At 57.5% G+C, this 12,899-nt stretch carries 13 protein-coding genes; 9 read left to right on the forward strand and 4 right to left on the reverse strand.

From position 1 onward, the window contains the following. The first annotated feature begins 275 nt into the window (after positions 1-275). From brnQ to RMV17_RS08345, 3 genes are all read left to right on the forward strand, one after another. A complete protein-coding gene (gene brnQ, locus RMV17_RS08335; protein ID WP_034156248.1) occupies positions 276-1,589 on the forward strand; it encodes a branched-chain amino acid transport system II carrier protein in 1,314 nt (437 codons plus the stop codon). 200 nt (positions 1,590-1,789) lie between these two features. Continuing rightward, entirely contained in the window at positions 1,790-2,527 is a 738-nt protein-coding gene (locus RMV17_RS08340; RefSeq protein ID WP_034156247.1) for a DUF599 domain-containing protein, read from the forward strand. Further along, entirely contained in the window at positions 2,527-2,928 is a 402-nt protein-coding gene (locus tag RMV17_RS08345) for an MAPEG family protein (RefSeq protein WP_034156246.1), read from the forward strand. The genes RMV17_RS08340 and RMV17_RS08345 overlap by 1 nt, the downstream gene beginning before the upstream one ends. 78 nt (positions 2,929-3,006) lie before the next feature. Here the strand turns inward: RMV17_RS08345 and RMV17_RS08350 are convergent, their stop codons facing one another. Then, positions 3,007-3,243, reverse strand: coding sequence for a hypothetical protein (locus RMV17_RS08350; RefSeq protein WP_007959016.1), 237 nt, complete (start codon positions 3,241-3,243; stop codon positions 3,007-3,009). A 158-nt stretch (positions 3,244-3,401) separates the two neighbouring features. Between RMV17_RS08350 and RMV17_RS08355 the strand changes: the two genes are divergently transcribed. The 4 genes from RMV17_RS08355 to RMV17_RS08370 all read left to right on the forward strand — a co-directional run bounded on the left by RMV17_RS08355 (position 3,402) and on the right by RMV17_RS08370 (position 7,111). Beyond that, positions 3,402-3,878 carry a PaaI family thioesterase gene (locus RMV17_RS08355; RefSeq protein WP_311886238.1) on the forward strand — a complete coding sequence of 159 codons (477 nt, stop codon included), beginning with the start codon at positions 3,402-3,404 and terminating at the stop codon, positions 3,876-3,878. Then, entirely contained in the window at positions 3,875-4,327 is a 453-nt protein-coding gene (locus RMV17_RS08360; protein ID WP_034156244.1) for a PaaI family thioesterase, read from the forward strand. Before RMV17_RS08355 ends, RMV17_RS08360 begins: the two co-directional genes overlap by 4 nt. An 82-nt stretch (positions 4,328-4,409) precedes the next feature. Continuing rightward, positions 4,410-6,314 (forward strand): molecular chaperone HtpG, encoded by a 1,905-nt coding sequence (gene htpG / locus RMV17_RS08365; protein WP_034156253.1) that lies wholly within the window; start codon positions 4,410-4,412, stop codon positions 6,312-6,314. Positions 6,315-6,382: 68 nt separating this feature from the next. Continuing rightward, positions 6,383-7,111: a dienelactone hydrolase family protein gene (locus RMV17_RS08370; RefSeq protein ID WP_311886239.1), complete on the forward strand. Its 729-nt coding sequence runs from the start codon at positions 6,383-6,385 to the stop codon at positions 7,109-7,111. Positions 7,112-7,589: 478 nt separating this feature from the next. Here the strand turns inward: RMV17_RS08370 and RMV17_RS08375 are convergent, their stop codons facing one another. Both RMV17_RS08375 and RMV17_RS08380 read right to left on the reverse strand, forming a co-directional pair. After that, entirely contained in the window at positions 7,590-8,456 is an 867-nt protein-coding gene (locus RMV17_RS08375) for a pirin family protein (RefSeq protein ID WP_311886240.1), read from the reverse strand. 61 nt (positions 8,457-8,517) lie between these two features. Beyond that, positions 8,518-8,934, reverse strand: a complete 417-nt coding sequence (locus RMV17_RS08380) for an OsmC family protein (protein ID WP_008082948.1) — start codon at positions 8,932-8,934, stop codon at positions 8,518-8,520. A 129-nt stretch (positions 8,935-9,063) separates the two neighbouring features. On the opposite strand from RMV17_RS08380, the gene RMV17_RS08385 reads away from it, so the two are divergent. Together RMV17_RS08385 and RMV17_RS08390 are read left to right on the forward strand one after the other, a co-directional pair. Beyond that, entirely contained in the window at positions 9,064-10,119 is a 1,056-nt protein-coding gene (locus RMV17_RS08385; protein ID WP_034156241.1) for an amidohydrolase family protein, read from the forward strand. 130 nt (positions 10,120-10,249) lie between these two features. Continuing rightward, positions 10,250-11,875 carry a methyl-accepting chemotaxis protein gene (locus RMV17_RS08390; RefSeq protein WP_311886241.1) on the forward strand — a complete coding sequence of 542 codons (1,626 nt, stop codon included), beginning with the start codon at positions 10,250-10,252 and terminating at the stop codon, positions 11,873-11,875. Between the two features lie 305 nt (positions 11,876-12,180). Here the strand turns inward: RMV17_RS08390 and RMV17_RS08395 are convergent, their stop codons facing one another. Then, entirely contained in the window at positions 12,181-12,894 is a 714-nt protein-coding gene (locus tag RMV17_RS08395; protein WP_034156239.1) for a DUF3108 domain-containing protein, read from the reverse strand. Positions 12,895-12,899 lie beyond the last annotated feature (5 nt).

The raw sequence follows: 12,899 nt of genomic DNA on the forward strand, positions 1-12,899 counted from the left end.
CATGTGGGAGCGAGCTTGCTCGCGAAGGCGATTTATAGACATCTACCCAATTACATGCAAAAACGCGACACGGAAACGTCGCGTATCGGATAGTTCGCCCTCTAACAGTGCGTTTACACGCCAAATTCGTTAGGCTAGCAGCCATTTTTGCGTCTGCCGCCCACAAGGCATGCAACGCGCTTTAAGGGTCAGTCCCATACGGATCGACAGCATTTCCCTAATTACACAGGGCAATCCCCCTCTAAATTCCGATTCAGTAGTGTGGTATTACCTTAATGAAAGTTTTGAAAGGTCAGGACATCCTGGCACTTGGCTTTATGACGTTTGCCCTGTTCGTTGGGGCTGGCAACATCATTTTCCCGCCTATCGTGGGCTTGCAGGCCGGACCTCACGTCTGGATGGCCGCGCTGGGCTTCCTGATCACTGCGGTGGGGTTGCCGGTGATCACTGTCGTTGCACTGGCCAAGGTCGGTGGGGCGATGGATGCGCTAAGCAGCCCGATCGGCAAGATTGCTGGCGGCATTCTGGCGGCAGCGTGCTACCTGGCGGTCGGCCCGTTGTTCGCCACCCCGCGTACCGCGACCGTATCCTTTGAAGTAGGCTTGGCGCCGCTGACCGGCGAAAGCCCGCTGGCACTGTTCCTCTACAGCTCGGTGTACTTCCTGCTGGTGTTCTTCATCTCGCTCTACCCTGGGCGTTTGCTGGACACTGTCGGCCGTTTCCTCGCGCCGCTGAAAATCATCGCACTGGCAGTTCTCGGCATCGCTGCATTCGCCTTGCCGGCAGGTGACATCGGCCAAGGCACGCCGGAATACGTGGCGGCACCGTTCTCCCAAGGCTTTATCAATGGTTACCTGACCATGGATACCCTGGGTGCACTGGTGTTCGGCATCGTTATCGTTAATGCGATCCGCTCCCGTGGCGTCGAGTCGCCGGCGCTGATCACCCGTTACGCGATCATCGCCGGGCTGATTGCCGGTGTCGGTCTGGCGCTGGTGTATGTCAGCCTGTTCCGCCTCGGTTCCGGCAGCCACGAAGTGGCCGTGGGCGCGACCAACGGCGCGGCGGTACTGCACGCGTATGTGCAACACACCTTCGGTTCGCTGGGCAGCGGTTTCCTCGCGGTACTGATCTCGCTGGCGTGTCTGGTGACGGCGGTCGGTCTGACTTGCGCCTGTGCCGAATACTTCAGCCGTGTGCTGCCACTGTCCTACAAGACTCTGGTGATCATTCTGGCGGCGTTCTCGCTTCTGGTGTCCAACCTGGGCCTGACCAAGCTGATTGCTTTCTCGATTCCGGTGCTGACTGCGATTTATCCGCCGTGCATCGTGCTGGTGGCACTGAGCTTCTGCAAAGACTTCTGGCATGAGCACGGCCGCATTCTCGGTCCGGTGATGCTGGTGTCGTTCGTGTTCGGCACCATCGACGCGCTGAAAGGCGCCGGTCTGGCCGGCTGGATGCCATCGCAGTTGTCGCACCTGCCACTGAGCGAGCAGGGCCTGGCATGGCTGGTGCCATGCGTGATGACCCTGGTGGTTGCAGTGGTTTGCGATCGCCTGCTGGGCAAGCGCAGCGAAGCCGTTGCCTGACGTTGTCTGACCCGCCAAAAGCGGGTCTTCAACGGTTAAACAGAAATGCCCCGTATCAATCGATACGGGGCATTTTTTATGCGCGTCAGGCAGTGTCTTTTTCCCTAGGCTAACGTCGAAGGGTTGCCGAAATCTTAATGTGGGAGCGAGCCTGCTCCGGGCGGCGTTCCGATTTACCGCTCCTCATCACAAGGAATTGCATGTCGTTCATCCAAGCCAACCTGATCCACCTGCTCGCCGCTGTCTGGTTTGTCATCTGCTGGGGCGGTTACACCCGTTATGCCTCCTGGAAGGGCCGCGATACAGCGTGTCTGGCCAGCGTGCTGCACCTGTACCGCGAAGACTGGATGCGCCGTATGCTCCTGCGTGACAACCGCATCGCCGACGCCAGCGTGATCGGTAATCTTGAGCGCAACGCTTCGTTCTTCGCCTCCAGCACGTTGATCATCCTCGCCGGTATTCTCACTGTGCTTGGCGCATCTGAGCGGGCAGTGTCGCTGCTGGCCGATATTCCGATGGTGCAACAGGCGTCGCAGGGCATGTCGGAAATCAAGTTGTTGTGTCTGGCGATGGTGTTCGTCTATGCCTTCTTCACCTTTAGCTGGTGCATGCGTCAGTACAATTTTGCGGCGGTTTTGGTCGGCTCGGCGCCAATGATCGGTGAGCGACATGTTTCCGAACAGGAGCGCAAGGCGTTCGCTGCGCGGGCGGCGCGAGTGATTTCGATGGCGGCCAACCAGTTCAACTTCGGGCTGCGCTCATACTACTTCGGCATGACCATGCTCGCGTGGTTCGTCAGCCCATGGTTGTTCATGCTGATGAGCGCCGGTGTGGTATTGGTCTTGTACCGCCGCGAGTTTCATTCCGACGTTCTCGATGTCATGGTCTATACCCCTACAGAAGCCCCCATTCCCGAGACAAACAAAGAGGTCGCTTGATGAGTATTCCGTTCTGGTGTGTGTTTATCACTGCGCTGTTGATTTACATCGCGCGTATGCCGGTGGGCAAGGCGATGAAAGAGCAGGGCGGTTACAACAACCACTTGCCGCGCCAGCAACAAGCGCAATTGACTGGCTACGGCGCGCGGGCACTGGCTGCGCATCAGAATACGATTGAAGCGTTCATGTTGTTCGCGGTCGGTGTATTGATGGCGCACACCACTCAGACGGCAGGATGGCTGATCGATACGTTGGCAATCGTTTTTGTTATCGCGCGGATCCTCTACTTGTGGCTCTATCTGGCCGACCAGCCCAAGCTGCGCAGCCTGGTTTGGGTAGTTGGCTTACTGTGCTCGCTGTTACTGATGATTAGTCCGACTTTTAGAACGGTCTTGCTCTAAGGCGACCTTGTCACTAAATGACAGGCAAAAGAAAACCCGCACTTGGCGGGTTTTCTTTTTTCTGCAGCAAAAAGCGAATTATTGCTTCTTGGCAGCTTCTTCTTGTGCAGCAGCGTTCGATTCAGCCTGAGCTTTGGCAGCTTCGGCGTTTTCTTTCGCAGCGTCGTTCACTTTATCCTGAGCTTTGTTCATGTCTTGCTGAGCTTGTTCAGCATGTTGGTTGGCATCTTGAGCTTTGTCCTCGGATTTTTTATCGCAGGCAGCGAGACCGAGGGAAGCGGTCAACATCAAGGCAATAGCTAAAGTCTTACGCATGGGGTGTTTCTCCTTATGGAAAATAACTACTGGCCTTAAGAGCTTGGTGCTGAGGGTTAAGTTCCTCATTTCTTTCAGATATATAAGTTTGTTTTTACACGGAACTTTTGCTGTATTGCTTACTACTGGCAAAAGGCTCTAACGAGAGTAGTTATCATATGGCCGAAAACCCCGTTTTTGAGCGCGCGACGCGGTTTCTCTCCGCGCTGCGACACTGTCAGGTGCTCGGATTGCGCGTGTACAGCGCGTCCAGCGAAGGGCTTACGGTGATCCTTCCGTACAGCACGAAAATTGTAGGTAATCCACAGACCGGGGTTATTCACGGCGGCGCAATCACCTCGTTGATGGACACCGCCTGCGGAATGTCCACACTGTGCGTTTTGCCGGAATTCGAGGTCTGCCCGACGCTCGACCTGCGCATCGACTACATGCATGCCGCCGAACCCGATAAAGATGTGTATGGCTTTGCTCAGTGCTACCGGGTGACCACCGACGTGATCTTCGCTCGCGGTTTCGCCTATCAGGACGATCCCGAGCGGCCGATCGCCCATGTGGTCGGTACGTTCATGCGCATGGGCAAGGGCCTCAAAGGCACCAAAGGCTTTGGCGGTGCGATCAAGGGAGAAGGGCAATGAGCGACGACCTGAAACATCAGTTGCAGCAGGCTCACGCTCAGGGCGACTACGCGCCGCTGTTGCAGTTGATTCCCTACGCCGGGCTGATCGGCATCGAATGCTCACGCGTCGGCGATGAATTACTGTTCAAACTCCCTGCGAACAAGGACAACATTGGTAACCCTTTGTTGCCGGCGATTCACGGCGGGGTGATTGCCGGGTTCATGGAGCTGGCTGCCGCCCTGCATCTGTTGATCTTCACCGGCGCACCGGGCGTGCCGAAGATTATCGATTTTTCCCTCGATTACCTGCGTGCCGGGCAGTTTCGCGACACCTGGGCCAAGTGTCAGGTCTGCCGCCAGGGCCGACGCGTCGCCAACGTCGCGATCACTGCCTGGCAAAGTACCGAAAGCGAACCGATTGCCACTGCGCGTGCTCACTTCAAAATCGATGAGCCCTTGAAATCCTGAACAGCGCCCCAAACTCACAAGACAACCCGCCGCCGACCATTTCGGGTCGCGGCCACTGCCATCTGATTGGAGTTTGATGACCATGAGTGTGGAAACTCAAAAGGAAACCCTGGGCTTCCAGACCGAGGTAAAGCAACTGCTGCACCTCATGATCCATTCGCTGTATTCCAACAAGGAAATCTTCCTTCGCGAATTGATCTCGAACGCCTCTGACGCTGTAGATAAATTGCGCTTCGAAGCCCTGGCCAAGCCAGAGTTGCTTGAAGGCGGCGCTGACCTGAAAATCCGTGTGAGCTTCGACAAGGACGCCAAGACCGTCACCCTCGAAGACAACGGTATCGGTATGAACCGTGACGATGTGATCACCCACCTGGGGACCATCGCCAAATCCGGCACCGCCGATTTCATGAAAAATCTTTCGGGCGATCAGAAGAAAGATTCGCACCTGATCGGCCAGTTCGGTGTGGGCTTCTATTCCGCCTTCATCGTTGCCGACCAGGTTGACGTGTACTCCCGTCGCGCCGGCACTCCAGCCAGCGAAGGCGTGCACTGGTCGTCGAAAGGCGAGGGCGAGTTCGAAGTCGCCACCATCGACAAACCAGAGCGCGGCACCCGCATCGTTCTGCACCTGAAAGCTGCAGAAGACGAATTCGCCGATGGCTGGCGTCTGCGCAACATCATCAAGAAGTATTCCGACCACATTGCTTTGCCGATCGAGCTGCCGAAAGAAGCTGCAGCTGCCGAAGGTGAAGAGGCTCCGGCCGTTGAATGGGAAACCGTCAACCGCGCCAGTGCACTGTGGACCCGTCCGCGCACTGAAGTGAAGGACGAGGAATACCAGGAGTTCTACAAGCACATCGCTCACGACTTTGAAAATCCGCTGGCCTGGAGCCACAACAAAGTCGAAGGCAAGCTCGAATACAGCTCGCTGCTGTACGTACCGGCCCGCGCACCGTTCGACCTGTACCAGCGTGAAGCGCCGAAAGGCCTGAAGCTGTACGTGCAACGCGTGTTCGTCATGGATCAGGCCGAGTCGTTCCTGCCGCTGTACCTGCGCTTCATCAAAGGCGTGGTCGATTCCAATGACCTGTCGCTGAACGTGTCGCGTGAAATCCTGCAGAAAGACCCGATCATCGATTCGATGAAGACCGCGCTGACCAAGCGCGTGCTCGACATGCTGGAAAAACTGGCGAAAAACGAACCTGAGCAATACAAAGGCTTCTGGAAAAACTTCGGTCAGGTCATGAAAGAAGGCCCGGCAGAAGATTTCGCCAACAAGGAAAAAATTGCCGGTCTGCTGCGTTTCGCATCGACCAACGGCGACGACGGCGAGCAGATCGTTGGTCTGGCCGACTACCTGGCGCGCGCCAAGGAAGGTCAGGACAAGATCTACTACCTCACCGGCGAAACCTACGCACAGGTCAAGAACAGCCCGCACCTGGAAGTCTTCCGCAAGAAAGGCATCGAAGTGTTGCTGCTGACCGACCGCATCGATGAGTGGCTGATGAGCTACCTCAGCGAGTTCGACGGCAAGACTTTTGTCGACGTGGCACGCGGTGATCTCGATCTGGGCAACCTGGACTCGGAAGAGGACAAGAAAGCCGCAGAAGAAGTCGCCAAGTCCAAAGAAGGTCTGGTCGAGCGTCTGAAAACCGCGCTGGGCGATTCCGTGGCTGAAGTGCGGGTTTCCCATCGACTGACCGATTCGCCGGCCATCCTGGCCATCGGCGAACAGGATCTGGGTCTGCAAATGCGTCAGATCCTCGAAGCCAGCGGGCAGAAGGTTCCGGATTCGAAGCCGATCTTCGAATTCAACCCAAGCCACCCGCTGATCGAGAAACTCGACGGCGAGCAGAGCGAAGAGCGTTTTGGCGACCTGTCGCACATCCTCTTCGATCAGGCTGCGCTGGCGGCTGGTGACAGCTTGAAAGATCCGGCCGCTTATGTGCGCCGTCTGAACAAGCTGCTGGTTGAACTGTCGGTTTAACCAAGTTGCAGAAAAACCCGCTTCGGCGGGTTTTTTCATTCTGGTGTTTAACAAATCAGGAGTCAGAAATGAGCCAAGTCACTGTACGTTCCGTGGTCTATCAGATTGACGGCCAGCCTTATGAAGGTCGCATGGCGTTCGATGCCGAGCACAAGGGCGCGCGTCCGGGTTTGTTGATGGCGCCGAACTGGATGGGCGTTAGCGCCGGTGCCGAAGAGATCGCCAAGTCGGTCGCGGCCAAGGGCTACGTGGTGTTGATTGCTGACGTTTATGGTCAGGCGGTGCGTCCGCAGAATGCTGATCAGGCGGGCGCGGCGATGATGCCGTTGAAGAATGATCGTGCGCTGCTGCGCACGCGTATGCAGGCGGCGTTCGAGCAGTTGCAGAAGCAGGGCGAAGCCGCAGTCGATACGTCGAAACTGGCGGTGTTTGGTTTCTGCTTCGGCGGGTGCTGTGCGCTGGATCTGGCCCGCACGGGGGCGCCGGTGAAGGCGGCGGTGTCGTTCCATGGCACGCTGGACTCGCCGAACCCGGCGGATGCGCAGAACATCAAGGGCTCGGTGCTGGTGCTGCACGGTGCTGCAGATCCGTTGGTGCCGAAAGAGCAGTTGCCGGCGTTTGAAGACGAGATGAATGCCGCGAAAGTCGATTGGCAGTTGCTCAGCTATGGCGGCGCGGTGCATTCGTTTACCGATCCGCATGCCAATGTGCCTGGCAAGATGATGTACGACGCGAAGACCGCCAAGCGTGCGTTCAAGTCGATGCATGATTTGCTGGATGAAGTGTTTAAGGGCTGAAAGCGAAAAGCCCCTCACCCTAACCCTCTCCCGGAGGGAGAGGGGACTGATTGGGGGATGCTGAAGGACTACGCCGACCTGAAAGGGCAGTGCTGAATCCATAATCGCCAAGACTTTTCAGGTTAGCGTATAACCTGAGACATCTCGGTCGGCTCCCTCTCCCTCTGGGAGAGGGCTGAGGTGAGGGTACTGATGGTGGGTGCTCAACCAACGCGTCGAACTGAAGGTGTCTTGGTGAATCCATAATCGCCAAGATTTTTCAGGTCGATGTATGACGCAAGACATCTCGGTCGGCTCCCTCTCCCTCTGGGAGAGGGCTGGGGTGAGGGTACTGATGGTGGGTGCTCAACCAACGCGTCGACCTGAAAGTGTCTTGGTGAATCTATAATCGGCAAGACTTTTCAGGTCGATGTATGACGCCAGACACCTCGGTCGGCTCCCTCTCCCTCCGGGAGTGGGCTGGGGTGAGGGTCAAGGCTTAACGCGGCAACTCGATCCGCTCAATTTCCCCCGGCACCGTCGGCCAATCCCCGGCCGGCCATTTACGCCGTGCCTCATCAATCGCCGCCGGGTCGCTCGCAACAAAATTCCAGTTGATCCGCCGCGGCCCGTCCAGCGGCGCGCCGCCGAACACCACCGCGTGTACATCGCTTTCGGCGAACAAGCTCATCTCTTGCCCAGCCGGCAGCACCACCAGCGTATGCGGTTCGATCACTTCGCCATTCAACAGCGCATCTCCGCTCAAAACATACACCGCCCGCTCTTCATGCTCGGTCGGAATCAGCAGGGTGGTCGCCGTTTGCATCTTAACTTCCGCATACAACGTAGGAGAAAGCACCGGCACTGGCGATTCCAGGCAAAAGCCTGACCCGGCAATCATGCGAATCTGTACGCCGAGGTTATCGCTGACCGGCAAGGTCGCCGCCGGGTGATGGCTGTAATGCCCGGGACCTTGTTCATGATTCTTGGGCGATGCCAGCCAGATCTGCAAGCCGTGCATGGTGAAGCTCTGGTCCCACAACGGCTCAGGCGTGCGTTCAACATGCGCAATCGCGCTGCCGGCGGTCATCCAGCTGACATCGCCAGCGGCAACAACCTGATCCGAGCCGAGGCTGTCCTTGTGCTGAATCTGCCCTTCAAACAAATACGTGAGCGTCGACAGACCGATGTGCGGGTGCTGTCGGATGTTCATGCCTTTGCCCGTCGGATAAACCGTCTCGAGCATGTGATCAAAAAACACGAAAGGCCCCACGCTGCGGCATTTGGCTGACGGCAACGGGCGCAGAATCGGCTGGCCTTCGACGTCTTCGGCGCGCGGGCGGATGATCAGAGGTTGCGTGTCCATGGTGCATTCCAGGCTGAGCGGGTGATGCCAGAAGCATAACCCGCCGCTGGCATCAGGAGGATTACTGGCTATCAAAACCTTGCGGGGCGTGGGTTTCGATTGTCACTTCGCTGGTGGTCATCAGCTTGTGGATCGGGCAGCGGTCGGCGACGCGCAGCAGTTCCTCGCGCTGGGCGTCGGTCAGGACGCCTTTGAGAGTAAGGGTGACGTGCAAGACGTATTTGCCTTTCTGCTCTTCGCTGTTGTCGCGTTTGACGTCGACCCCGACGCCAGTCAGCGGGATATCTTTCTTCTTCGCGTACATCTTCAGGGTCAGCGCTTTGCAGGCGCCGAGGGCGGCATCGAAGTAATCGTGCGGCTCAGGCGCCGAGCCTTCGCCGCCGGCCGATTTCGGCACGTCGGCAAACAGTTCGTGGTCATCAATCTGTACGGTGTGACGAAAACCTTCAGCGGAGACGGTATTGACGGTAACGGTCATGGGAACCTCACTGGCAGTAGGAAAAGTCGCTTCGATCAAAAAAGACCTTGCAGTTATAGAGCATTCCCACCGGTACGCGTTCCACTTTCCTGCGGGATGAACCCTTGTCGTCAGGGCGGGGTCTAGGCTATGCCTACTTCCTGGAGATTACTTGTGTCCCTGTATCGTTTGAGTCTTGCCTGCCTTCTGTTGCTTGCCGGCAACGTCAGCGCCCGCGAATACACCTACAGCGACGCGCACTTGCATTACGTGGATTTTTTCCAGGAAAGCGCCGGCATGGCGAAATTGCTGACGGCGATGAAGGACGGTTCCGTCGAGCACGTGATGATTTCCGGTATTCCGGTGGCGAAGAAGTGGCATGAAGACGAACCCAAGCGACCGCGCTATTACGCAGGTGATGACGCTGACGCCTATTGGTACAGCGCAACCGATGTGATCGTTGCCGATGCCGTGCAAAAGCTGAGCGCCGAGCAGCGCCAGTACTTTCATCCGTTTTTGTCCGGCTTCAATCCAAACGACAAGAACTCCGCCGCGCACATCCAGCGCATGCTCGATCTGTACCCGGGGCTGTGGCAGGGCATCGGCGAGGTGTTCACCCGGCATGACGATCTCACCGCGCTGACGTCCGGCGACACGCCGCGGGCCAACAATGAAGCGATGACCAAGATCTATCATCTGGCTGCCGAGAACGATCTGCCGGTGATGCTGCATTCCAACATCACTTCCAAGCGTGAGAAAAATCCGCTGTACCTGAAGGAAATCGAAGAGCCGCTGCGTAATCACCCACACACGCGATTCATTTGGGCTCACGCCGGCACCAGCGCTGAAATCCATCGGCATCAGACGCAACTGAGTTTCTTGCTGCCAACCCTGACGCGCATGCTTGAGGCGTATCCCAATCTTTTTATCGATCTGTCATGGAGCATGCTCACACCGTATCTGCTGGATGAGCAGGGTAAACCTCGACCGGAATGGTTGGCGTTGGTCGAGAAATACCCCGAACGCTTCATGCTTGGCTCCGATGTGGTGGGACGTTTCAACAAGCTCGGTGAGGAAATGCGCAGCTTCAAGCCGTTCCTTGATGCGTTGCCCGAGGACGTTGCGAAAAAAGTCGCTCGGGATAACTTCCTGGCGATCTTGCCGCGAACGGTGCTCAAGTCCGAGAAAACTACGCTGAATCGTTAATGCCAACGGTTCGAAGGATCAAGGCCTTTTGATATCGCCTTTTCGTCTTACGCATTTTTCCGCCGGGCCGATACCTTCTAAAGCAACCAGCTGCAGGGTTGATGCAGCGCTTTTGGAAGGAACCAGAGCAATGAGTATCCGTAGTCTCAATATTGCCCCGCGCGCCGGCCTCGGTTTTGGCTTGTTGGCGTTGATGGTATTTGCCCTTGGGGCGTTCGCTTTGCTGCAAATGTCGAACATGCGCGCTCAGTCCGACGAGGTCGACAACAACTGGTTGCCGAGCGTGATGGCGGTGGGTGAGATGAGCCAGGACATGTTGCGCCTGCGCGCACTGACCATGCGCCTGTTGCTCAATCGCGATCCGCAGGCGCTTGAACAGAATGTCACCAAGCTCAATGAACTGCGTGGCGTACTCAGTGAAGCCCAGCAGCGATATGACGTGCTGATCGTATTGCCCGAGGAGCGCAAACTGTTTGATCGTTTCAAAGTCGCCGAGCACCAATATCTGGAGTTTCAGGCGCAGGTGATGCAGTTGTCTGCGCAGAATCGGGTGGAGGAGGCTGCAACCATTCTCAACGGCCAGATGAGCCCGTTGGCCGATGAGATTGCGGTGATTCTGCGTGAACTGGTCGAACTGAATAAACACAACGCCAATCTCGCCACCGAAGCGGCGCGGCTGGTGTTCATCAATTCGCGGGTGTGGGTCGGGGTGATGATCGGCATCACCGCGTTGATCACCATCGGCTTGGCGCTGCTGTTGACGCGCAGCATCGTGCTGCCGCTGGCGCAGTCGTTGGGCGTGGCCGAGGTAGTGGCCGGTGGTGACCTGACCGGCGATATCCGCATCAGCGGCAAGGACGAGCCGGCGCGACTGCTGCACGCGCTCAAGAGCATGCAGCACAACCTGCGCGACACGATTCGGCAAATCTCCGAGTCTTCAAGTCAATTGGCCTCGGCCTCGGAAGAGCTGAGTTGCGTCACGGAAGACGCTACGCGCGGGTTGCACCAGCAGAGCCTGGAAATCGAACAGGCGGCCACGGCGGTCAATCAGATGACAGCTGCAGTGGAGGAAGTTGCCAGCAATGCGGTGGCAACGTCAGAAGCGTCGCGGGAATCCGATCGTATTGCCCAGCATGGTCGCGAACAGGTGCATCAAACGGTGTTGTCCATCGAATCGCTGGCCGATGATGTGACGGCCAATGCGACCCAGGTGGAGGATCTGGCGCAGAAGGTCTACAGCATCAGCAAAGTGCTGGACGTGATTCGTTCGATTGCCGAGCAGACCAATCTGCTCGCATTGAATGCTGCGATTGAAGCCGCGCGGGCCGGAGATGCCGGGCGCGGCTTTGCTGTGGTCGCGGATGAGGTGCGGGCGTTGGCCCATCGCACGCAGCAATCGACGCAAGAGATCGAGCAGATGATTGGCGGCATTCAGCAGGGCACCGATTCGGCGGTCAGTTCGATGCAGCAGAGTAATGTGCGGGCGCGCTCAACATTGGAGCTGGCCAAGGCTGCTGGTGTGGCGCTGGAGGAAATCGCCTCCGCGTTTACCTTGATCAACGAGCGCAACCTGGTGATTGCCAGTGCCTCGGAGGAGCAGGCAGCGGTGGCGCGGGAGGTGGATCGCAATCTGATGAACATCCGCGATCTGGCGATGCAGACGTCGGCGGGGGCCAATCAGACCAGCGCGGCGAGTCAGGAGTTGTCGCGGTTGGCGGTGGATTTGAACAGCATGGTGGCGAAGTTTTCGGTTTGAGTTTCGCCTTCAAAAGCCCCTCACCCTAACCCTCCCGAAACGTCGGACCGCCCAAAGGGAGAGGGGACTGATCGTGGGAGATTGGCGAGTTACGCCGACCTGATCTTGCTTTGGAGAATCCATAATCGACTCGATTTTTCAGGTCGATGCATAGCGCCAGACATCTCGGTCGGCTCCCTCTCCTTCGGGCGGTCCGACGTTTCGGGAGGGCTGGGGTGAGGGGTGAAGGTGACACAAAAAGTCGGGCTAAAGCGCAGACAATAAAAAGCCCCGCATCTCGCGGGGCTCTTTGTTCTTGCGGTGGATCAGCTGCCTTTAACGGTTTTGCCGTTGACCGTGCCGTCCTGGAGCATGATGTTGTACTCCTTTCCGTCGGTTTCAACCTGTTGCAGGCGAACCAGCAGGTAATCCCAATCCTTGGCGAACCACAGGACAGTGGTGCGCTTGCTTTGTGTCGGGTCGCGTACGCGCTCGACCTTGATTGCATCGATCTTGCCAGCCTTGGTTTCGACTTTTTCCGAACCCAGCACGCGGAAGTCATAGGTATCGACTTCGCCATCATCGACCACTTGATAACTCATGGTCTTCTTGCCGGCCGCGACGTCATGCTGCAGCGCCAGTTGATAGGTGGACTTGTCGACCATGCCACGGTTCAGCGGGATCTTCACCGCGTCGCCACGGTCGGTGCCGGTGACCATTTTGCTGTTCCAGTCGAAATCCAGATCAGCCTTTTTCGCTTTGCCCAGACCACCCCGTTCAAAGTGGTAGGACTGCGGCAGCAGGGTGTCCTTGTCCAGGGTCAGGGTGCTTTCTTCCGTCAGGCTGGCGATCATCATCGAGGCCTTGAAGCTGAGCTTCCAGACGCCGTTGGCTTCCTTGACCAGACTGCGCTCGGCGGTGCCACTCATGGGCAGCTGCTTCCAGTCGGCGGTGTAGCTGGCGGAGAACGGTTGAAGTTCCGCTGCCTGCGCGAAGGGCAGGGCGAGCAGAGCGCAAGCGAAGAGCAGGGCGCGACGCATAATAT

This window comes from Pseudomonas sp. VD-NE ins, assembly GCF_031882575.1.
Classification (GTDB): Bacteria; Pseudomonadota; Gammaproteobacteria; order Pseudomonadales; family Pseudomonadaceae; genus Aquipseudomonas; species Aquipseudomonas fluorescens_BZ.